This is a genomic window from Pseudomonas sp. GV047 (assembly GCF_003058245.1).
GTDB classification, from domain to species: Bacteria; Pseudomonadota; Gammaproteobacteria; order Pseudomonadales; family Pseudomonadaceae; genus Aquipseudomonas; species Aquipseudomonas marginalis.
This window is the reverse complement of the sequence record NZ_QCWA01000008.1, coordinates 81,991-103,903: the sequence shown is the minus strand read 5'-3', so window position 1 is coordinate 103,903 and position 21,913 is coordinate 81,991. Positions and strand designations below refer to the sequence as shown.

Annotated in this window: 22 protein-coding genes; 13 read left to right on the top strand and 9 right to left on the bottom strand. The window is 61.4% G+C overall.

The window, feature by feature from the left end; translation table 11 throughout:
- Positions 1 to 9 precede the first annotated feature (9 nt).
- Complete coding sequence (locus C8K58_RS21195; protein ID WP_108574249.1) at positions 10 to 1,326, top strand: bifunctional DedA family/phosphatase PAP2 family protein; 1,317 nt, start codon at positions 10 to 12, stop codon at positions 1,324 to 1,326.
- On the opposite strand, the gene C8K58_RS21190 is transcribed toward C8K58_RS21195, so the two are convergent.
- From C8K58_RS21190 to C8K58_RS21175, 4 genes are all read right to left on the bottom strand, one after another.
- Positions 1,320 to 1,535 carry a hypothetical protein gene (locus tag C8K58_RS21190; protein ID WP_074847728.1) on the bottom strand — a complete coding sequence of 72 codons (216 nt, stop codon included), beginning with the start codon at positions 1,533 to 1,535 and terminating at the stop codon, positions 1,320 to 1,322. The two genes, C8K58_RS21195 and C8K58_RS21190, sit on opposite strands and share 7 nt — an antisense overlap.
- 100 nt (positions 1,536 to 1,635) lie before the next feature.
- Positions 1,636 to 2,226 carry an LON peptidase substrate-binding domain-containing protein gene (locus C8K58_RS21185; protein WP_108574248.1) on the bottom strand — a complete coding sequence of 197 codons (591 nt, stop codon included), beginning with the start codon at positions 2,224 to 2,226 and terminating at the stop codon, positions 1,636 to 1,638.
- Between the two features lie 21 nt (positions 2,227 to 2,247).
- Complete coding sequence (locus C8K58_RS21180; RefSeq protein WP_027605228.1) at positions 2,248 to 2,964, bottom strand: LrgB family protein; 717 nt, start codon at positions 2,962 to 2,964, stop codon at positions 2,248 to 2,250.
- On the bottom strand, positions 2,961 to 3,314 hold the full coding sequence (locus tag C8K58_RS21175) for a CidA/LrgA family protein (protein WP_092358214.1): 354 nt from the start codon (positions 3,312 to 3,314) through the stop codon (positions 2,961 to 2,963). Before C8K58_RS21175 ends, C8K58_RS21180 begins: the two co-directional genes overlap by 4 nt.
- Before the next feature lie 165 nt (positions 3,315 to 3,479).
- On the opposite strand from C8K58_RS21175, the gene C8K58_RS21170 reads away from it, so the two are divergent.
- The 3 genes from C8K58_RS21170 to C8K58_RS21160 all read left to right on the top strand — a co-directional run bounded on the left by C8K58_RS21170 (position 3,480) and on the right by C8K58_RS21160 (position 6,431).
- Positions 3,480 to 3,935: a MaoC family dehydratase gene (locus tag C8K58_RS21170; protein ID WP_027605226.1), complete on the top strand. Its 456-nt coding sequence runs from the start codon at positions 3,480 to 3,482 to the stop codon at positions 3,933 to 3,935.
- Between the two features lie 105 nt (positions 3,936 to 4,040).
- Entirely contained in the window at positions 4,041 to 5,759 is a 1,719-nt protein-coding gene (locus C8K58_RS21165; RefSeq protein WP_027605225.1) for a C13 family peptidase, read from the top strand.
- A 30-nt stretch (positions 5,760 to 5,789) separates the two neighbouring features.
- A complete protein-coding gene (locus C8K58_RS21160; RefSeq protein ID WP_027605224.1) occupies positions 5,790 to 6,431 on the top strand; it encodes an oxidoreductase in 642 nt (213 codons plus the stop codon).
- A 37-nt stretch (positions 6,432 to 6,468) separates the two neighbouring features.
- On the opposite strand, the gene C8K58_RS21155 is transcribed toward C8K58_RS21160, so the two are convergent.
- The 4 genes from C8K58_RS21155 to C8K58_RS21140 all read right to left on the bottom strand — a co-directional run bounded on the left by C8K58_RS21155 (position 6,469) and on the right by C8K58_RS21140 (position 10,690).
- On the bottom strand, positions 6,469 to 6,753 hold the full coding sequence (locus C8K58_RS21155) for a YceK/YidQ family lipoprotein (RefSeq protein ID WP_027605223.1): 285 nt from the start codon (positions 6,751 to 6,753) through the stop codon (positions 6,469 to 6,471).
- The gene (gene ubiX / locus C8K58_RS21150; protein WP_108574247.1) at positions 6,746 to 7,375 is read right to left on the bottom strand and encodes a flavin prenyltransferase UbiX; all 630 of its coding nucleotides are present in this window, start codon (positions 7,373 to 7,375) and stop codon (positions 6,746 to 6,748) included. Before ubiX ends, C8K58_RS21155 begins: the two co-directional genes overlap by 8 nt.
- Positions 7,372 to 8,721, bottom strand: coding sequence for a UDP-N-acetylmuramate:L-alanyl-gamma-D-glutamyl-meso-diaminopimelate ligase (gene mpl, locus C8K58_RS21145; protein WP_053138137.1), 1,350 nt, complete (start codon positions 8,719 to 8,721; stop codon positions 7,372 to 7,374). The genes ubiX and mpl overlap by 4 nt, the downstream gene beginning before the upstream one ends.
- 73 nt (positions 8,722 to 8,794) lie before the next feature.
- Complete coding sequence (locus tag C8K58_RS21140; RefSeq protein WP_027605220.1) at positions 8,795 to 10,690, bottom strand: sigma-54-dependent Fis family transcriptional regulator; 1,896 nt, start codon at positions 10,688 to 10,690, stop codon at positions 8,795 to 8,797.
- 272 nt (positions 10,691 to 10,962) lie between these two features.
- Here C8K58_RS21140 and C8K58_RS21135 point away from each other — a divergent pair, with 272 nt between their 5' ends.
- From C8K58_RS21135 to C8K58_RS21095, 9 genes are all read left to right on the top strand, one after another.
- Entirely contained in the window at positions 10,963 to 12,483 is a 1,521-nt protein-coding gene (locus C8K58_RS21135) for an aldehyde dehydrogenase family protein (RefSeq protein ID WP_027605219.1), read from the top strand.
- Between the two features lie 146 nt (positions 12,484 to 12,629).
- Positions 12,630 to 14,063, top strand: coding sequence for an ethanolamine permease (eat, locus tag C8K58_RS21130; protein ID WP_024077594.1), 1,434 nt, complete (start codon positions 12,630 to 12,632; stop codon positions 14,061 to 14,063).
- A 57-nt stretch (positions 14,064 to 14,120) separates the two neighbouring features.
- Positions 14,121 to 15,515: an ethanolamine ammonia-lyase subunit EutB gene (locus C8K58_RS21125; protein WP_098480870.1), complete on the top strand. Its 1,395-nt coding sequence runs from the start codon at positions 14,121 to 14,123 to the stop codon at positions 15,513 to 15,515.
- Positions 15,512 to 16,345 carry an ethanolamine ammonia-lyase subunit EutC gene (gene eutC, locus C8K58_RS21120; RefSeq protein WP_027605217.1) on the top strand — a complete coding sequence of 278 codons (834 nt, stop codon included), beginning with the start codon at positions 15,512 to 15,514 and terminating at the stop codon, positions 16,343 to 16,345. Before C8K58_RS21125 ends, eutC begins: the two co-directional genes overlap by 4 nt.
- Positions 16,346 to 16,437: 92 nt before the next feature.
- Positions 16,438 to 16,896 carry a GNAT family N-acetyltransferase gene (locus C8K58_RS21115; protein ID WP_027605216.1) on the top strand — a complete coding sequence of 153 codons (459 nt, stop codon included), beginning with the start codon at positions 16,438 to 16,440 and terminating at the stop codon, positions 16,894 to 16,896.
- Between the two features lie 301 nt (positions 16,897 to 17,197).
- Positions 17,198 to 17,854, top strand: a complete 657-nt coding sequence (locus C8K58_RS21110) for a DedA family protein (RefSeq protein WP_027605215.1) — start codon at positions 17,198 to 17,200, stop codon at positions 17,852 to 17,854.
- Between the two features lie 6 nt (positions 17,855 to 17,860).
- Complete coding sequence (locus C8K58_RS21105; RefSeq protein WP_027605214.1) at positions 17,861 to 18,676, top strand: zinc-dependent peptidase; 816 nt, start codon at positions 17,861 to 17,863, stop codon at positions 18,674 to 18,676.
- Positions 18,677 to 18,784: 108 nt separating this feature from the next.
- Positions 18,785 to 19,312, top strand: a complete 528-nt coding sequence (ppa, locus tag C8K58_RS21100) for an inorganic diphosphatase (RefSeq protein WP_003176323.1) — start codon at positions 18,785 to 18,787, stop codon at positions 19,310 to 19,312.
- A gap of 214 nt (positions 19,313 to 19,526) precedes the next feature.
- Entirely contained in the window at positions 19,527 to 20,300 is a 774-nt protein-coding gene (locus tag C8K58_RS21095) for a S24 family peptidase (protein WP_027605213.1), read from the top strand.
- 445 nt (positions 20,301 to 20,745) lie between these two features.
- Here the strand turns inward: C8K58_RS21095 and C8K58_RS21085 are convergent, their stop codons facing one another.
- Positions 20,746 to 21,903 (bottom strand): glutathionylspermidine synthase family protein, encoded by a 1,158-nt coding sequence (locus C8K58_RS21085; RefSeq protein WP_065924894.1) that lies wholly within the window; start codon positions 21,901 to 21,903, stop codon positions 20,746 to 20,748.
- Between the last annotated feature and the right edge of the window lie 10 nt (positions 21,904 to 21,913).

Below are 21,913 nucleotides of genomic sequence, written 5' to 3'. Positions count from 1 at the left end.
TAACGATTTATGGGCCAATGGCTCGATGGCATTACCGGCTGGCTGACCCTCAACCCGCAATGGCTGGCGGCGGCGGTGTTTATCGTCGCGTGCGTGGAATGCCTGGCCATTGCCGGGCTGATCGTGCCGGGCACGGTACTGCTGTTTGCCATTGCGGCAATGGCTGGCAGCGGCGCCTTGTCCCTGAGTGAAACCCTGCTGCTGGGGTTCCTGGGAGGCTTGTTGGGCGACGGGGTTTCCTACTTCCTCGGCCGACACTTCCATCAGAACATCCGCCGCCTGCCCGGCCTGCGCCACCACCCGGAATGGATGAACGGCGCGGAAACCTACTTTCACAAATACGGCATCGCCAGTCTGCTGGTGGGACGTTTCATCGGGCCATTGCGGCCGATGCTGCCGATGGTGGCCGGGATGTGCGACATGCCGTTCCCGCGTTTCGCCCTGGTCAGCCTGCTGGCGGCAGCCGGTTGGTCGGTCGCCTACCTGCTGCCAGGCTGGGCAACCGGCGCTGCGTTCCGCCTGCCATTGCCGGAAGGGTTCTGGCCTGAGGCGGGGGTTGTTACAGCCTGCCTGGCAGCCATGCTGGGACTGAGCCTGCACACCAGCGTGCGCGGCCATCGTCGCGCGACCTTGTGGATAGGGTGCGCCAGCCTGACATTATTGATCGCTCTGTTTATCGGCTATACCCACCTGGATGACTTTGACCAGGGCCTGAGCGCGCTGGTACAGGAACATCGCAGCCCCTGGCTGGACCAGACCATGGTGATGGTGACCCAATTGGGTGAGTTCAAGAAAATGTTCTTCGCCAGCGCCGTATTCACCGGGTTGCTGCTAGTCGCGCGGCAATGGCGTCATGCCGTGTTTGTCGGTGCAACACTGGCCGGGGCGGCGGTGATCAATACCGGGACCAAACTGTTTTTCGCCCGTGGCCGCCCGGAAATCCTCACCGACCCATTGACCAGCTTCAGCATGCCCAGCGGCCACGCCTCCGGTGCGTTTGCGTTTTTCCTGGCGTTGGCGGTGCTGGCCGGTCGCGGACAACCCACGCGCCTGCGCCTGACCTGGATGTTGCTGGGCTGTATTCCTGCGGCCTTCATCGCGCTGTCACGGGTCTACCTTGGCGCCCATTGGCCCACCGACATCCTGGCTGGCACACTGCTGGCAATGACCGTGTGTGCATTCAGCCTCACCGTCTGCCAGTACCGCAGCCCTTTGCCGCCGATGCCGCAGAAGGCCTGGTGGCTGGTATTACCCGCTGTGGTGGCGGTGCTCGGCTTCATTGCCTTTACCGGCACCCCACACGCGCTGCTCAGGTATGCCTACTGACCCTGGGTCGGGCCGAGCCAATGAATTGGCGCGGCGCGGCGTTCAACACAACGCTCACGTCGCTCCAGCATCATCTCATCGGCAATTTCTGCGGCGCGTTCAGCGATGTATTCCGGGCCCCGCTTGGCATCCAGCGGCAGCAGTTGCACGGCAATACTGACAAAAAAAACGTCCCAGGCCGCCTGTTCCGATGGCGCTAGCCGAATCATGTTCACCCCCAATCATTGTTGTGTGATCGGTGACTATTTCAGGCGACGCGCAGGGAACAACGAGGAAACCTCTGAAAACCGCGCAGGACAGATCCGAGGCTCAGGCAAACAATTCGCCCTGAAGCTCATCGAGCAGCATCTGGATCGCATCCAGCCGCTGCTGCGGGTCGTCGAGTTGCAGCAGGTCGATCTTGTCGGCCTCAGTGAACGGCAAGAGATAAGCCAGTTGATTGCCCAAGGCTTGCTGGCCATCGGCGTGAGTGTCCATGTCCAGCGACGCGACCATCGGGTGTTCGGCCAGGGCCTGGAGCAAGGCCAGCAGGTCGGCATCCTCTTCTTCCAGCGCCTGGTCCGGCAGTTCTTCCAGCCATTGCACCTCGGCCACCAGCAATTGGTCCTTCTGCACGCCGGCGTCTCGCACGCGGAAGCGCCGCCCGCCTTCGACGCGAATCCCCAGCAGGCCGTTGTCCTGCTGCTTGAAGTCGCGAATCAACGCTTCGCAGCCGATCAAGGCATAGCCATCCGGGGCCATGCCCACCTCCTTGCCATCGAGGATGCACACCACGCCGAAGCTTTCGTCCTTTTTCATGCAGCGGCTGATCATGTCCAGGTAGCGCGCCTCGAACAGTTGCAGGTCGAGGATGCAGCCAGGGAACAGCACGGTATTGAGGGGGAACAGCGCCAGACTCATAAAGGCTTCCTTAAACCCGGTTTAAACAATCACTGACACGGCCAGCGGCAGGAACACCGCTGTGGCTACGCCCATCAGACTCATGGCCAGCGCCGCAAAGGCGCCACACTCTTCGCTCTCCTGCAGGGCCACCGAGGTGCCGACGGCGTGTGCGGTCATACCCAGCGCCATGCCGCGCGCCTCGGGGCTGTGCACCCCAAGACGCGAGAGTAACGCCGGGCCAACCATCGCGCCCACCACCCCGGTAATCAGCACAAACACCGCCGCCAAGGCTGCCACACCGCCGATCTGTTCGGCCACCAGCATGGCAATCGGCGAGGTCACCGACTTCGGCGCCATGGTCATCAACATCCTGTGTTCGGCGCCGAACCACCAGCCCAGCAGTACGCACAGGCCGGTGGCCAACACGCCGCCTATCACCAGCGTAGTAAAAATCGGCCAGAACAATTGCCGAATCCGCCGCAGGTTCAGATAGAGCGGCACCGCCAGGGCCACCGTCGCCGGGCCCAGCAGGATCCCCATGATCTCCGTGCTCTTGCGGTACTCGGCGTAGCTCAGGCCGCACGTGAGCAACACGCCGATCACCAGCAGCATGGAGACCAGCACCGGTTGCAGGAAAATCCAGCGGGTTTTCTCGAAACCCGCCAGCACCAGCTGATAGGCGCCCAGGGTGATCCCGATACCGAACAGCGGGTGATGAATCACCGCCGTCCATGCGCCGTGCCAGTCGAAGATCATTGATCCTGCTCCTTGCGCTTGACCATGCGTTCCATCAACAGCCCGACAAAGCCCATGGCGATCACCAGCGACAACACCAGTGCACCGACGATGGCCCAGAAATCGGCGGCAATATCCCTGGCATACACCATCACCCCCACCGCCGGCGGCACCAGCAGCAACGGCAAGTAGCGCAGCAGGCTGCTGGCCGCCAGGCTCAGGGGCTCGCCGACTTCGCCACGCCAGATCAGGAACCCGAGCATCAACAGCAGGCCGATGATCGGCCCCGGCAGTACCGGCAGCAGCAAATGATTGATCGCCGTGCCGATCAATTGAAACAGCACCAGCCATGTCAGACCGCGTAACAGCATCCGTCCTCTCCCCCCTCAAGACCCGCCCGCATTATAAGCATGCCCGTCCTATGCTCCGGCATTCGCCAAAAGCATGGTGGGTTGACCGGGCTGGTTGGCCATGATGATCTACATTGGTTCTCTGTACCCCATAACAACAGCACCGATGAACCAAGGAGAGACGCAATGCCCTATGTACCCGTAGCGCAGCTCAAAGATTATGTCGGCAAGGAACTGGGACGTTCCGAATGGCTCACCATCGACCAGGCACGTATCAACCTGTTCGCCGAGGCCACTGGCGATCATCAGTTCATCCACGTCGACCCGGTCAAGGCCGCGCAAACCCCGTTCGGCAGCACCATTGCCCACGGTTTCCTGTCGCTGTCGCTGATGCCCAAGCTGATGGAAGATATCCTGATCGTGCCCGAAGGCCTGAAGATGGCCGTCAACTATGGCCTGGACAGCGTGCGCTTTATCCAGCCGGTGAAAGTCAATTCCAAGGTGCGCCTGAACGTAACGCTCACCGACGTCACCGAGAAAAAGCCCGGCCAATGGCTGCTCAAGGCCACCGCCACCCTGGAAATCGATGGCCAGGAAAAACCCGCTTACGTCGCCGAGTCGTTGTCGCTCTACTTCGTGTAAGCCCATCCCTGTGGCGAGCCACTGAAACTCGCCACAGGGTATGTAAATTTATGTATGAATCTCGCAGCTGCGGCATACTCGGCGCTCAATTATCCGGATCCCGCTATGCGCCCACTCGCTCCCCTTGCCCTTGCCCTGTTGCTCACCGCTTGCGGAGACGGCGAATCGCTGTTGCCGCCCGATGCGCGCCTGCCCGATGGCGGTCGTTACCGGGGCGATGTGGTCAATGGTCTGCTGCAAGGCCAGGGCCGCGTGGATTATCCCAACGGCAGCTGGTACGCCGGGCAGTTCGACAAAGGCCAGTGGCACGGCCAGGGCGAATGGCATGGCAGCAACGGCGAAGTCTATAAAGGCCAGTTCCAGCAAGGCCTGTTCGATGGCCAGGGCAGCCTGACCACGGCCGGCAGCCACTATGTGGGCGGGTTCAAGAACGGTCGGCGCAACGGCGAAGGCACCCTCAAAGAAGGGCAGATGACCTATCGCGGCGAATTCAAGGACGACCAGTATTCCGGCCTCGGCCGCCTGGAACTGGCGGATGGCAGCCAGTATCAGGGCCAGTTCGCCCACGGCAAGCCGAACGGTGAAGGCCAGCGCAATGACGACAGCGGCAACCAATTCAGCGGCCACTTCGTCGACGGCCAGCTGGAGGGCAACGGTACATTCAACAGCGCCGACGGCGACATCTATGTCGGCCAGTTCAAGCAGAACCAGCTCAACGGCAAGGGCCGTTATGAAAACGCCGATGGCGACGTGTGGATCGGCCAGTTCAAGGAAGGCGCACTCAGCGGCAAGGGCGAGTTGATCGGCGTCGACGGCAGCCACTACGTCGGCCAGTTCAGCGACTGGCGCTTTACCGGCGAAGGCCGCCTGAACCTGACAGACGGCAGCTTCTATATCGGCGGCTTCGACAGCGACAACTATCAAGGTCGCGGCACCCTGGTACTCACCGACGGCACGGTGCAGGCCGGTACCTGGGTCAACGGCATGCGCGTGCGTGATGCCGACGGCAAGCTGTTGCCCGACCCGCTGGAAATCGGCGTACTGGCCCAGGGCCGCCTGCTGGACACCGCCCTCGCCGCCGTGCCCGCCTCCACCTCGGCCGTGGAGCTGTACACCCTGGCCGTGGCCGGCGACGGTAAACAAAGCGTGTTCCTGCGCGAAGCCGATTACGTCAGCAATATGCTCGCCACTCGCTTCGGCGCACGTGGGCAGATCCGCCTGGTCAACCACCGCGACCATATCGCCGACCGGCCACTGGCCACCCGCGAAAGCCTGCGCCGGGCCGTGCAGACCCTGGCCGAGCGCACCGGCCCGGAAGACCTGGTGTTTATCTACATGACCAGCCACGGCACCCACGAACACGAACTGGTACTGGACCAACCACGCATGGAACTGGCCGACCTGCCCGCCGATGAGCTGGCCGCCGTGCTCGCGCCGCTGAAAAACCGCGACAAGATCGTGGTGATTTCAGCCTGCTACTCCGGCGGTTTCATCCCGGCCCTCAAAGACGAACGCACCCTGATCATGACCGCCTCGCGCGCCGACCGCGTGTCCTTCGGCTGTTCTGAAGAGGCCGACTTCACCTACTTCGGCGACGCCCTCTTCGCCCAAGCCTTCAACCAGACCGACGATCTGCAGCAAGCCTTCAAGCTGGCGCAGCTGCATGTGAGCGAACGCGAACAGGCAGACAACTTCGAAGCGTCCGAACCGCAGATCTGGGCCCCCAAAGGCGTGATCGCCCATTGGCAATTATTACGCAAGCAGCAGGCACGAAAGGCGCTGGAAAGCGTCTCAATGAATAGCAAGGAAGCCAAAGGCAACTAAGCTGTAACGTGTAACAAGGGGGGAAACACCATGTACCTGACACCTCAGCATATCCTGCTCGCTGGCGCCTCTGGCCTGACCGGCGAACACCTGCTCGACCGCCTGCTCAACGAACCCACCGTGACCCGCGTGCTGGCGCCCAGCCGCAAGCCACTGGCCGAGCATCCGCACCTGGAAAACCCGGTGGGCGACCCGGCGGTGTTCCTGCCGCAACTGAGCGGCCAGGTGGATATTGCCTTCTGCTGCCTGGGTACCACCATCAAGAAAGCCGGTTCGGAAGAAGCTTTTCGTGCCGTCGACCTGGATATGGTCGTAGCCTTTGCCAAGCGCGCGCGGGAGATGGGCGCGCGGCACCTGATCGTGATCAGTGCGATTGGCGCCGATCCGAAATCCTCGGTGTTCTACAACCGGGTCAAAGGGGAAATGGAACAGGCACTCAAGGCCCAGGACTGGCCGCAACTGACCATCGTGCGGCCTTCGTTGCTGCTGGGGGAACGGCTGGAGCCCCGCTTGGCCGAGCAACTGGCCGGGCCGCTGTCACGGTTGATTCCGGGGAAATACCACGGCATTGAAGTCTGCGAACTGGCCCGGGCCATGTGGCGCCTGGCGCTGGAAGAGCAGGACGGGGTGCGGGTGGTGGAGTCGGATGAACTGCGCAAGCTCGGTAAGTAACGCCTCCCACATTAGTTTTGTGGTGCCCAGGTCAGCGCTAGAGCCCGCCCGTGGCGTTAAATCCCACACCGAGCACCGTCAACACCGACAGCGGCAATAAAAGCGTGTCGAGCAACGCGCTGGCCGGCAGGTCGACGCCGGGATAGCTGGGCGCCTCGGCACCGAACCGGTCCTTGGCGCAGCAACCTCCGTTCATTGCATACAAATCCAATCGCGTGCCGGCATACACCACCGGCGCGCCGGGCTGCGCGGCGTCCAGGGTACGCGCGGTGGCGCAGCCGGCCAGTTGCAGCGCCAGTATCACCAACAGCGCCTTATTCATCGCTGCTCAAATGGTGTTCGCCCCAACGCGGCAGCATGTCCTGGGGGATATTCAACAGGTTGAGAATGCGCGCCACCACGAAATCCACCAGGTCATCGATGGTCTGCGGCTGGTGATAGAAGCCGGGCGACGCCGGCAGGATGGTCACCCCCAGGTTCGACAGCTTGAGCATGTGCTCCAGATGAATGCTCGAGTACGGCGCCTCACGCGGCACCAGGATCAACTGGCGGCGCTCCTTCAACGTCACGTCGGCGGCGCGTTCGATCAGGTTGTTGCAAGCGCCGGTGGCAATCGCCGATAGCGTACCGGTGGAGCACGGCACCACGACCATTGCCGCCGGCGCACCGGAGCCCGAAGCCACCGGCGACATCCAGTCTTCCTTGCCGTAGACCTTGACCTGCCCCGCCGCCGCACCGGTGTACTCGGTAAGGAAGGCTTGCATCATCTGCACCTTGGCTGGCAGCGCGACATCAGTCTCGGTGGCCATCACCAACTGCGCGGCCTTGGAGATCAGAAAGTGCACCTCGCGGTCTTCACGCACCAGGCAATCGAGCAGGCGCAAGCCATAGGGCGCGCCGGATGCGCCGGTCATCGCCAGGGTGACGCGCTCCGGGCCACTCATTTCAGGGCCTCGGCCAGTTTGCCGTGCAAGCCGCCGAAGCCGCCGTTGCTCATCACCACCACATGGGTGCCAGGCTTGGCCTGGTGCTTGACGAACGCAATGATGCCCTCGATGGAATCACAGACTTTCGACGGCACCGTGCATTGCGCCGCAATCGCCGGCAGGTCCCAGCCGAGATTGGCCGGGGCATACCACACCACCTGGTCGGCATCGTTAACGCTTTCCGGCAGGCCGTCGCGGTGTGCGCCGAGCTTCATGGAGTTTGAACGCGGCTCGACAATCGCAATGATCGGGGCATCGCCAACACGTTTGCGCAGGCCGTCGAGGGTGGTAGCAATGGCCGTTGGGTGGTGGGCAAAGTCGTCGTAGATAGTAATCCCATTCACGTCGGCGACCTTTTCCATACGGCGCTTCACGCTCTTGAATGCGCTCAACGCAGCAATGCCCATGGACGGCACCACGCCCACATGCCGCGCGGCCGCCAGGGTCACAAGGGCATTGGCGACGTTGTGCTGGCCAGTCATGTCCCACTCGACGATGCCTTGGGCCTCGCCTTCAAACAGCACTTCAAACCGGGAACCGTCTTCACTGAGCAACTTGACCTGCCATTGCCCGCCCGCACCGGTGGTTTGCACCGGGGTCCAGCAGCCCATCTCGATCACGCGTTGCAAGGCCGGCTCGGTGGTCGGGTGGATGACCAGGCCTTCGCTCGGAATGGTGCGTACCAAATGGTGGAACTGCCGCTCGATGGCCGCCAGGTCGGGGAAGATGTCGGCGTGATCGAACTCAAGGTTGTTGAGGATCGCGGTGCGTGGACGGTAGTGGACGAACTTGGAGCGCTTGTCGAAGAACGCACTGTCGTACTCGTCGGCTTCGATCACGAAGAACGGCGTATCACCCAGGCGCGCCGACACCGAGAAGTTCTGCGGCACGCCGCCGATCAGGAAGCCCGGGCTCATGCCCGCGTGTTCCAGCACCCAGGCGAGCATGCTGCTGGTGGTGGTCTTGCCGTGGGTGCCGGCAACGGCCAATACCCAGCGACCTTGCAGCACATGGTCGGCCAGCCACTGTGGGCCGGACACGTAAGGCAAGCCTTTGTTGAGGACGTATTCGACCGCCGGATTGCCCCGGGACATGGCATTGCCGATCACCACCAGGTCCGGCACCGGGTCGAATTGCGCCGGGTCGTAACCCTGGGTCAGCTCAATGCCCTGGGCCTCGAGTTGCGTGCTCATGGGTGGGTAAACATTGGCATCGGAGCCCGTTACGTGATGGCCCAGTTCTTTGGCCAGAACCGCCATCGAACCCATGAAGGTGCCGCAGATACCAAGAATATGAATGTGCATAGTCGACCTCGTAAACATCGAGGCAGGTTAGCGCAGGGGGGCGAAAATCGCACTCTTTAGCTGTAGGACCGATCTATGGCACAGCCCGTGCAATACCGTGCCGGCGCAGCTTTCTATACAGCGTGTTACGGCTGACACCCAGCTGCTCCGCCGTGTGGGTCATGTGCCAGCGCTGTTGCTCCAGGGCCGTGAGCAGGGCGAGTCGCTCGGCGTCGCCCAGGGGCGAGTCGGCAAGCCTGGCCTCGGCCACTGCTTGCGGCCGTGCCTGGCGAATCAACGCGGGCAAATCCTCAAGGCCGACCCGCCCGTCGTCGCACAGCGCCGCCAGCGTACGCAACACCGTGCGCAGTTGCCGGACGTTGCCGGGCCAGGGGTAGGTCAGCAGCGCCGAGCGCGCCGCCGGGTCGAGTTGTAGACTCTGCCCGCCCGCCTCCTGCGCCAGCAGGAAATCCAGCAACTGAGGCTTATCGCTGCGTTCACGCAACGCTGGCAAACCGACTTCCAGGCCATTGAGGCGGTAATACAGGTCTTCCCGAAAACTTCCGTCCTGCACGCGCTCCAGCAAATTTCGGTGAGTCGCGCTGATAATTCTGACATCAACCGCCTGGGGCTCACCGCCGATGGGCACCACCATGCGGTCCTCCAGCACCCTTAACAGGCGCGTCTGCAGCGCCAACGGCATATCGCCGATTTCATCGAGGAACAGCGTGCCGCCGTCGGCCTGTTGCAACTTGCCCTGCATGCCGTCCTTGCGCGCGCCGGTAAAGCTGCCGCCGCGATAGCCGAACAGTTCGCTTTCGATCAGGCTTTCCGGGATGGCGGCGCAGTTGAGGGCAACGAACGCCTTGTCGGCACGCTGGCTGGCGTGATGCACCGCCTTGGCGAAGGCCTCTTTGCCGGAGCCGGTTTCGCCGTTGATCAGCAAGGGCACATCGCGCTCGAATACCCGCAGCGCTTTGCGGAAGTCACTCTGCAGCGCCGGGTCGCCGAGGCAGATACCGGCCAGGCGCACGGGCTCAGGCTTGGCGATGGGCGCAGGCACACTGCGCGATTGACCACGCAAGGCCGCGAACAAGTGCCGGCCATCCCGCGTGCGCAATGGCCAACTGGCGGTGGCATTGGCACTGGCGCGACCGAGCAGTTGGTCCAGGGAACACTCGAACAACGCCTCCACCGGTTGCCCCAGCAACCCGCCACGCACCTGCCCCAGCAGGTTGAGTGCGCTCTGGTTGACGGCACAAATCCGCCCTTCACCGTCAAACGCCAACAACCCTTCGCTGAACAGGCCCACCGACTCGGCCTGCAGGTGAAAGCGCAGCAGCCAATGGTTTTCGAAGTGACGCAGGAAGTAGCAACTCTCGATCATCTTCGCCGACAGGTTGACCAGCGCCATGGTGTGGAACTGGCTCTGGCGCGACACCTCCTCCCGGGCCGACGACACGTCCAGCACCGCCAAGAGGTTGCCGTGGGGGTCGAACACCGGGCTCGCCGAACAGGTCAGCCCGGTGTGGCGCCCACGAAAATGTTCATCGCGATGAATGGTCAACGACTGGCGTTCCACCAGGCAGGTGCCGATGCCGTTGGTGCCCTCGCACGCTTCGCTCCAATCGGCACCGAGCCACAGCCCGGCGCGTTCGAAAATCTTGCGCTCGGACGGCGCTGTGACACAGTTGAGGATCACCCCACGGGCATCGGTCAGCAGCACCGCATGGCCAGCGCCCGACAGCTGCTGGTGCAGGCTGTTCATCTCGCTGCCGGCGATATGCAGCACCTGTTGCAGGCGTTCGCGGCTTTCCAGCAGGCGGCCGTGCTCAAGCACCGTAGGGGCGATGGTCTGGGCAGGATCGAGGTGGTAGTCCTCCAGGCAGCGCAGCCAGGAGCGGGCGATGGACGGGTCGCTCGACGGGTCGCGCCCACGGGCCACAGTGAGGACTTGCTGGGCATGGCGACTGAAATGATCGTTGTGCATGTTCTTATTATTCTCCCTGCGTGAGAACCACCAGCATCCCCCAGGCACCCAGCCAATGCAATCCCGGACCGACCCGCCGGTCACAGCCTGTACCGTTTATGGCACAAACTGTCACAGCGCCTGTGCCAGCCGTGTCACAGCAACGCCTTGCAACAAACCCCAAGCCCTTGATTTTACTGGCCTGCAAAGCAGTGGCCCAACCTTTGCTCTACGCTTTATCAAGCGCTTGCGCGCTGCACTCCAATAAACATAAAAGCCAGGAGATACCCACCATGCGTTACGCACACCCCGGTACTGAAGGCGCGATCGTTTCGTTCAAGGCCAAGTACGGCAACTACATTGGTGGCGAATTCGTTGCCCCGGTCGATGGCAACTATTTCACCAACACCTCGCCGGTCAACGGCAAGCCTATCGCCGAATTCCCGCGCTCCACTGCCAAAGACATCGACAAGGCGCTGGACGCCGCCCACGCTGCCGCTGACGCCTGGGGCAAGACCTCGGCCCAGGACCGCTCGCTGGTACTGCTGAAAATCGCCGACCGCATCGAACAGAACCTCGAACTGCTGGCCATCACCGAAACCTGGGACAACGGCAAGGCCGTGCGTGAAACCCTCAACGCCGACATCCCGCTGGCCGCCGACCACTTCCGCTACTTCGCCGGTTGCATCCGCGCCCAGGAAGGCACCAGCGCCGAGATCAACGAACACACCGCGTCCTATCACTTCCACGAGCCGCTGGGCGTGGTCGGCCAGATCATCCCGTGGAACTTCCCGCTGCTGATGGCCGCGTGGAAACTCGCCCCGGCCCTGGCCGCCGGCAACTGTGTGGTGCTCAAGCCTGCCGAGCAAACACCGCTGGGCATCAACGTGCTGCTGGAAGTCATCGGCGACCTGCTGCCACCGGGCGTGCTGAACGTGGTGCACGGCTTCGGCAAGGAAGCCGGCGAAGCCCTGGCCACCAGCAAGCGTATCGCCAAGATCGCCTTCACCGGCTCCACCCCGGTGGGCTCGCACATCATGCATGCGGCGGCCGAGAACATCATTCCGTCCACCGTCGAGCTGGGCGGCAAGTCGCCGAACATCTTCTTCGCCGACATCATGAAAGCCGAACCGTCGTTCATCGAGAAAGCCGCCGAAGGCCTGGTGCTGGCGTTCTTCAACCAGGGCGAAGTGTGCACCTGCCCATCCCGCGCGCTGGTGGAAGAGTCGATCTACGACGATTTCATGAAAGTAGTGATGAAGAAAGTCGAGCAGATCAAGCGCGGCGACCCGCTGGACACCGACACCATGGTCGGCGCCCAGGCGTCCGAGCAGCAGTTCGACAAGATCCTGTCCTACCTGGAAATCGCCAAGGGCGAAGGCGCGCAATTGCTCACCGGCGGCAAGGTCGAGCAACTCACCGGCGATATGGCCGGCGGCTATTACATCCAGCCGACCCTGCTCAAGGGCACCAATGAAATGCGCGTGTTCCAGGAAGAAATCTTCGGCCCGGTGGTGAGCATCACCACCTTCAAGGACGAAGCCGAAGCCCTGGCGATTGCCAACGACACCGAGTTCGGCCTGGGCGCCGGTGTGTGGACCCGCGACATCAACCGCGCCTACCGCATGGGCCGCGCGATCAAGGCGGGCCGCGTGTGGACCAACTGCTACCACCTGTACCCGGCGCATGCCGCGTTTGGCGGTTACAAGAAGTCCGGCGTGGGCCGTGAGACGCACAAGATGATGTTGGATCATTACCAGCAGACCAAGAACCTGCTGGTGAGTTACGACATTAATCCGCTGGGCTTCTTCTAACTAACCCCTCCTCCCACAGTTGAAATGCACTCAAATGTGGGAGGGGCTTGCCCTCTCCCACACTTAGCTCTCCACAAGTACTTGCCAATTGCATTCGGCACACAGAGGCCGAGTTAAAAAACAATAACAATGAAAGGTACTTTCCCATGCCTAGCGAACCGACTGGATCTTCTGTCGACTTCGAAAAAGTCGACTCCCAATACTTCCAACAACGCGAACTGAAAAAAGGCGCCGCCGGCTGGGTCCTGCTGGTTGGCCTTGGCGTTGCCTACGTGATCTCCGGCGACTACGCCGGCTGGAACTTCGGCCTGGCCCAGGGTGGCTGGGGCGGGATGTTCCTCGCCACATTGCTGATGGCCACCATGTACCTGTGCATGTGCTTTTCCCTGGCCGAACTGTCTTCCATGATCCCCACCGCCGGCGGTGGCTACGGTTTTGCCCGCAGTGCCTTCGGGCCCTGGGGCGGGTTCCTGACGGGCACCGCCATCCTGATCGAATACGCCATCGCCCCCGCCGCCATCGCGGTATTTATCGGCGCCTATTGCGAGTCGCTGTTCGGCATCGGCGGCTGGATGATCTACCTGGCGTTCTACATCATCTTTATCGGCATCCATATCTTTGGCGTCGGCGAAGCCTTGAAGCTGATGTTCGTGATCACCGCCATTGCCGCGATTGCGCTGGGCGTGTTCCTGGTGTCGATGGTGCCGCACTTCAATGTCGCCAACCTGCTGGATATTCCGGTGACCGAGGCCAAGGGCGCCAGCACCTTCCTGCCATTTGGCTATGTCGGCGTGTGGGCGGCGATCCCTTATGCGATCTGGTTTTTCCTCGCCGTAGAGGGCGTGCCCCTGGCCGCCGAAGAAACCAAGAACCCCAAGCGCGACCTGCCCCGGGGCCTGATCGGCGCCATTGTGGTGCTGACCAGCTTTGCCCTGTTGATCCTGGTGATCGCACCGGGCGGCGCGGGCACCTACGCGCTGGTCAAATCCGGTAACCCGCTGGTGGAAGCGCTGGCGCTGTCCTATGGCGGTTCGACCTGGATGGGCAGTTTCGTCAACCTGGTCGGCCTGGCCGGCTTGATCGCGAGCTTTTTCTCGATTATCTACGCCTATTCGCGGCAGATCTTCGCCTTGTCCCGTGCCGGCTACCTGCCGCGCAAACTGTCCCAGACCAACAAGAGCAAGGCACCGGTACTGGCCCTGGTGATCCCCGGCATTATCGGTTTCGGCCTGTCGCTGACCGGCCAAGGGGATTTGTTGATTCTTGTGGCCGTGTTTGGCGCGACCATTTCCTACGTGCTGATGATGGCCGCGCACATCACCCTGCGCATCCGTCGCCCCAAAATGGACCGGCCTTATCGCACGCCAGGTGGCATCTTCACCTCCGGTGTCGCCCTGGTACTGGCCTGCGTGGCCGTGGTGGCGGGCTTTCTGGTGGATCCACGGGTGGTGATTGGCGCCGCGATCATCTATGGAGTATTAATTGCTTACTTTGCTTTCTACAGCCGGCATCACTTGGTAGCAGGCACGCCCGAAGAAGAATTCGCCGCGATCCAGGCCGCAGAGGCCGCCTTGCACTAACTGCCGTAAACCTCGACGCGGGTTCCTCTCCTGCCCGCGTCGTCAAGGAGACACTGTATGGCAAGCTTTTCCCACGCGGTCGGTGCACAAACCTACCGCTTCGACAGCCTCAAGGACGTGATGGCCAAGGCCAGTCCCGCCCGCTCCGGGGACTTCCTCGCCGGCGTTGCCGCGCAGAACGACGGTGAGCGGGTGGCGGCACAAATGGCCTTGGCCAATATTCCGCTCAAGCACTTCCTCGAAGAAGCGCTGATCCCCTATGAAAGCGATGAAGTCACGCGGCTGATCATCGACACCCACGACAAGCAGGCTTTCGCCGTGGTCAGCCACCTGACCGTCGGCGGCCTGCGCGACTGGCTGCTCAGCGACGCTGCAGATGAACAATCCCTACGCGCATTGGCGCCGGGGCTGACACCGGAAATGGCAGCGGCCGTGTCCAAGATCATGCGCGTGCAGGACCTGGTCCTGGTGGCGCAGAAGATCCGGGTGGTCACCCGGTTTCGCGGCACCCTGGGCCTGCACGGGCGCCTGTCGACCCGCCTGCAACCCAACCACCCGACCGACGAACCGGCGGGCATCGCCGCGAGCATTCTCGACGGCCTGCTCTACGGCAACGGCGACGCCATGATCGGCATCAACCCGGCCACCGACAGCATCGCCTCGATCTGCGCCATGCTGGAGATGCTCGACGCAATCATCCAGCGCTACGAAATCCCCACCCAGGCCTGTGTACTGACCCACGTCACCACGTCCATCGAAGCCATCAACCGCGGCGTGCCGCTGGACCTGGTGTTCCAGTCGATTGCCGGCACCGAGGCGGCCAACGCCAGTTTCGGCATCAGCCTGAGCGTGCTGCAGGAAGGTTACGAGGCGGGCTTGAGCCTGAACCGGGGCACCTTGGGCCAGAACCTGATGTATTTCGAAACCGGCCAGGGCAGCGCCTTGTCGGCCAACGCGCATTTTGGCGTCGACCAGCAAACCTGCGAAACCCGCGCCTATGCGGTGGCCCGGCATTTCAAGCCGTTTCTGGTCAACACCGTGGTCGGTTTTATCGGCCCCGAGTACCTGTACAACGGCAAGCAGATCATCCGCGCCGGCCTTGAAGACCACTTCTGCGGCAAGCTGCTGGGCGTGCCCATGGGCTGCGACATCTGCTACACCAACCACGCCGAAGCCGACCAGGACGACATGGACACCCTGCTGACCCTGCTGGGTGTCGCAGGGATCAACTTCATCATGGGCATCCCCGGCTCCGACGACATCATGCTCAACTACCAGACCACCTCGTTCCACGACGCCTTGTACGCTCGCCAGACATTGGGTTTAAAGCCGGCGCCGGAGTTTGAACAGTGGCTGGCCAAAATGGGCATCTTTACGCAAGCCGACGGCAAGGTGCGCTTCGGCAACAGCCTGCCACCGGCGTTTCGCCACGCCCTGGCGCAACTGGGATGAAGGAGCCGCCTGTGCAACTCGACCTGCCTGAAAACCCGTGGCTGGAACTGCGCCGCCTGACCCCGGCGCGAATTGCCCTGGGCCGCACCGGCACCAGCATTCCCACCAACGCCCAACTTGATTTCCAATTTGCCCACGCCCAGGCACGGGACGCGGTGCACCTGCCCTTCGACCACGGCGGCCTGAGCAGTCAGTTGGCCGAGCGTGGGCGCGATAGCCTGTTGCTGCACAGCGCGGCAACCGACCGGCACAGCTATCTGCAACGTCCGGATCTGGGGCGGCGTTTGAGTGACGAATCGGCCCAAAGCCTGCGGGATTACGCGGCTGCGCATCCGGGCGGCATGGACCTGGCGGTCGTGGTGGCGGACGGTCTGTCGGCGCTGGCAGTGCATAAACATACGTTGCCGTTTCTGACGCGCATGGAAGAACAGACCCACGCCGAAGGGTGGTCCTTGTCGCCGGTGATCCTGGTGGAACAGGGCCGCGTGGCGGTCGCGGATGAAATCGGGCAACTGCTCGGCGCCAAGATGGTGGTGATCCTCATCGGTGAACGGCCGGGGCTCAGTTCGCCGGACAGTTTGGGGCTGTACTTCACCTACAACCCCAAGGTCGGCCTCACCGATGCCTATCGCAACTGCATCTCCAATGTACGTTTGGAAGGCCTGAGCTATGGCATGGCGGCCCATCGCCTGCTGTACTTGATGCGAGAGGCGTGTCGCCGGCAGCTGTCGGGGGTCAACCTGAAGGACGAGGCGCAGGTTCAGACCCTTGAATCCGACAACCCGGACCTGATGAAGGGCAATTTCCTGCTCAGCCCACCCACCGACTGATCCCGGCACGATTGCGCTTTTTCGCGCCTTTAGGCAGCATCAAGTCACGGCCGCTCGTGTGGTCATACCCCATTTGGAAGTTGAGGCCTGGCATGCGGATTACTCAAGCGACCCTGGAACACCTGGACCTGTTGACCCCGTTGTTTGTCAAGTACCGCGAGTTCTACGGGGCCCTGCCCTTTCCGGATTCGTCACGGGCCTTCCTGGAAAAGCGCCTGCGCCGCAAGGAGTCGGTGATCTACCTGGCCCTCGCCGATGACGACGACAAACGCGTGCTCGGGTTTTGCCAGCTTTACCCGAGCTTTTCCTCGCTGTCGCTTAAACGCGTGTGGATCCTCAACGACATCTATGTGGCCGAAGACGCGCGCCGGCAACTGGTGGCGGATAACCTGATGCGCACGGCGAAGAAGATGGCCAAGGAAACCCACGCGGTGCGGCTGCGGGTATCGACCAGCAGTGATAACCAGGTGGCGCAGAAGACGTACGAGTCCATCGGGTTTCGTGAAGACACCGAGTTCAAGAACTATACCTTGCCGATCAGCGAAGACTGACGCCCTGACACCATGGACACCTTGTGGGAGGGGGCTTGCCCCCGATAGCGGTTTGTCAGTCAGACTATTTATAACTGACACACCGCTTTCGCGAGCAAGCCCGCTCCCACATTGAATTTCTGGCGATCTTCTGACCTCACGCCACGACATCCCCCGCTACAAAACCAACAGGCTTTTCACCTCTCAATCCGTATAATGCGGACCTTTCAGGGTTGTAAGAAACACTACATAAACGTGTAGCCTTATTACCCGAGCTTCCGCACAGGCCTGCCGAGTCGGGCCGTTCACACAGGTGCCATCCATGGATTTCAACCCGCTCGACCTTATCCTGCATCTCGACGTGTACCTCGACATGCTGGTAACCAACTACGGTCCGTGGATATACGCCATTCTGTTCCTGGTCATCTTTTGCGAAACCGGCCTGGTGGTCATGCCGTTCCTGCCGGGTGATTCGCTGCTGTTTATCGCCGGTGCGGTCGCTGCAGGCGGCGGCATGGACCCGGTATTGTTGGGCGGGCTGCTGATGCTGGCGGCAATCCTCGGCGACAGTACCAATTACGTGATCGGGCGAACGGCGGGAGAACGCCTGTTCAGCAACCCGAACTCGAAAATCTTCCGCCGCGACTACCTGCAAAAAACCCACGACTTCTACGACAGGCACGGCGGCAAGACCGTGACCCTGGCGCGCTTCCTGCCGATCCTGCGCACCTTTGCGCCGTTCGTTGCCGGCATCGCGAAAATGCCCTATGCACGCTTCTTCGGTTTCAGCGTGCTGGGCACCATCCTCTGGGTCGGCGGCCTGGTGACCCTGGGCTACTTCTTCGGCAACGTGCCATTTATCAAGAAAAACCTCTCGCTGCTGGTGGTGTTCATCATCCTGCTGTCGCTGGTGCCGATGATCATTGGCGTGTTCCGCAGCCGCTTTGGTCGCACGTCTTCAGAAGCCAAGTCGCAGTAACCCGCCATGTGGTCCCTCAGTGCCTGGCGGCGCCGGCGCCTGCTGGCCAAGCACCCGATTGCCGATGACACCTGGCAGCGGGTGCGCGACCACCTGACCTTCCTCGACGGCATCAGTGCCGAGCAGGACCAGTGGCTGCGCGAAGCCTGCGTGGTGTTCCTCGCCGAAAAACACCTCACCGCACTGCCCGGCGTCGAGCTGCACCAGGAACAACGCCTGCTGCTCGCCGCCCAGGCGCAATTGCCGTTGATGAACCTGGGCGACCTCGACTGGTACCAGGGTTTCCATGAAATCGTGCTGTACCCCGACGACTTCCTCAGCCCTCAGCGCCATCGCGACAGCAGCGGCATCGAACACGAGTGGGACGGCGAACACAGCGGCGAAGCCTGGCAGCAAGGCCCGGTGATCCTTGCCTGGCCCGGCGTACTGGCCAGCGGTCAGTGGGAAGGCTACAACCTGGTGATCCACGAACTGGCCCACAAGCTCGACATGCTCAACGGCGACGCCAACGGCCTGCCGCCGCTGCACCACGACATGCGCGTGCGGGAGTGGGCCAGCGTGATGCAGGGTGCTTATGACGACCTCAATCGCCAGCTGGACGCCAACCCCGATGCAGAGACGGAGATAGACCCCTACGCGGCGGAAAACCCGGCGGAGTTCTTTGCGGTCACCAGCGAATATTTTTTCAGCGCCCCGGATTTACTCGTCAACAGTTATCCACAGGTGTACGCCCAACTCAGCCGCTTTTACCGCCAGGATCCCTTGGCCCGCCTGACCCGACTGCAAGCGCACGACCCGCGTTATCAGCCACAAGGCGAATGACCGTACGACGTCTGGCGCATGGCATCGCCGTCAGAATATGCCTATAATCGCCGCCACTTTTAGGCCAATCCGGCCATGTCATATGGCCAACTACGGGGGCAACGCCCAATGAGCTACAGCAAGATTCCGGCTGGCAAAGACCTGCCGAACGACATCTACGTCGCCATCGAGATTCCGGCCAACCACGCGCCGATCAAATACGAAATCGACAAAGACAGCGACTGCCTGTTCGTTGACCGTTTCATGGCCACCCCGATGTTCTACCCGGCCAACTACGGTTTTATCCCGAACACCCTGGCCGACGACGGCGACCCCCTCGACGTGCTGGTCGTAACCCCTTACCCGGTTACCCCAGGCTCGGTCATCCGCGCTCGCCCGGTCGGCATCCTGAACATGACCGACGACGGTGGTGGCGATGCCAAAGTGATCGCCGTGCCACACGACAAGCTGTCCCAGCTGTACGTGGACGTGAAGGAATACACCGACCTGCCGCCACTGCTGCTGGAACAGATCAAGCACTTCTTCGAGAACTACAAAGACCTCGAAAAAGGCAAATGGGTGAAGATCGACGGTTGGGGCAACGCAGACGCCGCCCGCGCCGAAATCATGAAGTCGGTCGCTGCCTACAAAGGCTGATACCTGCTACTCATTGCCTCGGCAATTGAAAAAGCCCCGATTATTCGGGGCTTTTTTTGTGGGAAAAATTAAACGACCAGTTCAATGTTTTATAAACTTAGTTTAACCACAGTTCAAATCCGAACTAACAAGCTATAACTAAGCAAAAACCTACAGGCCTAACTCAACGCATGGTTTATTTGATGTGTTTTCTCGGCCAGTAAACTCTGCGTTTATGAATACATCAGGTGATCGCTTAAAAGCGCTATTACGGGAAGTTCATCTTTCCGCCTCCGACTTCGCCAAGAACCGTGGTGTCACGCCTCAACACGTGAACAACTGGTTCAAACGCGGTGTACCCATGGGCCGACTCAACGAGATCGCAGAACTGCTGTGCATCTCCAGCCGTTGGCTACGCACCGGCGAAGGCCCCAAACACCCACCGGCCAACTTCCTGCTGGAAGGCCCCGGCACCAGGAAAGGACTCCCCGCCCGCGAAGAAACTGGCAAATACCTCACAGGCCCCGCCTGCCGCCCGGAAAAAATCGACGTGGAGATCCCCCTCCACCCCACCTTCACCTCAACCGAACGCATCCGCGTTTCCCTGCACACCCTCGAAACCCTCAACGTCAACCCCGACCGCGCGCTGGGCGCCTACATGGTCGACAACAGCATGATCGACATCATCCAACAAGGCGCCACCCTCGCCATCGACAAAGGCCGCACCCAAATCATCGACGGCGAAATCTACGCGGTCGAACACGACGGAATGCTCCGCATCAAATACCTCTACAACCGCCCTGGAGGTGGCTTGCGCATGCGCAGCCACAATGCCGGTGAACATCCGGACGAATACCTGACCCACGAACAACGGTTTGAGCAGAACTTCCAGATCGTGGGGTGGGTGTTCTGGTGGTCTACCCTCAATAACCGCCGCCCACCCGTGCCGCTGGATGAGCATCTTTTGGGCTGGGAAGGCTCTAAATCGGATCCGGAGGTGGGCAACTGAGGTGAATGTGGGTATCATGCGCCGCACATTTGGCAGGGGGTGGCTTTGCGCTATCCACCCTGCTCGGCGATGCGGAGGATTTCCCGCAGATGCCCCTACTATTCAGCCCGACGCAATGTGGGCTGAGCGATTTGAAGGCTGCTGAGGTTTGTCAAAAACAAGCTGAGGCGGTCACAGAGAAGCCGGCCACAAGCCGGCTTTTTAATGCTCACAAAAACCACAAACCAAATTTATCCAACAGCTGTTGGATCATTGAATAGCCAAAGCGGGCAAGACTATCGCCTCGCCTGTCTCTCAGCGGCACTATCTATGCTGCATGCCCCTGGAGCACGATCCGCCACCAACTGCGTCATGTCTACAATAAAGGCAATACGGCCACCCAAGGCGCACCATCGATTCAATGTGCACTGAGAGATCAGCCCTGCTGGCCCTTTAAGCGCCAGCCTCAATCCAATATCAAATGCGGCAAAAACCGGCTCGAATCCTTGGTAATCAAACTATTATCCTCCCGCACCCCAATTCCCGCCGCTTGGTCCCCAATCACCCAAGACCCAATCAACGTGTAGCTGTCCCCAAACCGCGGCAGCGGTGCGAACTCCTGAAGAATAAACGGCGCATCCGTATAAGGACCGTCCTCTTTCACGATCAGCCCATCAGCCGTCTGCAGTTCGATATTCGCCCCTTCCCGCGAGAAGAATGGCTTGCGCACCCATCCCTTCGGCACAGCTTTACCCGGTTCGGTATCCAGGTGGGCCGCGAGCAGATTCGGGTGGCCTTTGTTGAATTCCCACAGCAGCGGCAGGATGCCTTTATTGGAAATGATGGATTTCCACGCTGGCTCGAAAAACTGGGTGTCGCTCTCGGCAATCGCGGCGCCGAAGGGTTCGTGGAAGATGAATTCCCAGGCGTGCAGTTTGAACAGGTGGGGAATCCAGCGGTCCTGGAGATCGACGAAGCGGCCTTCGCTGGTCAGGCCGATGTCTTCGATGTCGATGTGGCGTGATTCGATGCCGACTTTTTCCGCGACCAGGCGCAGGTAGTCGGTGGTGCCTTTGTCTTCGACCGAGTCTTTCATCGAGGCGAAGTAGAACGGCTGGTTGATCTGCAGTTGGGCGAAGGCCTGGTGCAGCTTGGTGTCGATGCTGTTGAACTGGTCGGCATGCTTGGGCAGCAGGCCGCGTTCGATGCATTGCTCGAGCCAGCCCCACTGGAACGCCGCGGCCTCGTAGAGGCTGGTCGGTGTGTCGTAGTTGAGTTCCAGCAGCTTGGCGGGGCCGGTGCCGTTGTAGGAGAAGTCCATGCGCCCGTACAGGTGCGGGTGGCCTTCGAGCCATGAGGTTTTGATCATGTCGAAGAAGGGCGCGGGGATGCTCAGGCGTTCGAGCAGTTCTTCGCTCTGGACCACGCGGGCGACGAGGTCCATGCACATGTCATGGATCTCGGTGGTCGGGTCTTCGAGGTCGTGCTCGATTTGCTTGAGCGTGAACTGGTAATAAGCGCGCTCGTCCCAGTAGGGTTCGTTGTCGATGGTATGGAACAGAAAGCCGAGGTTTTCAGCCGTCTGTTTCCAGTCATGACGCTCTGCGCAATGGATTTTCTTCATGGCCCGGTTT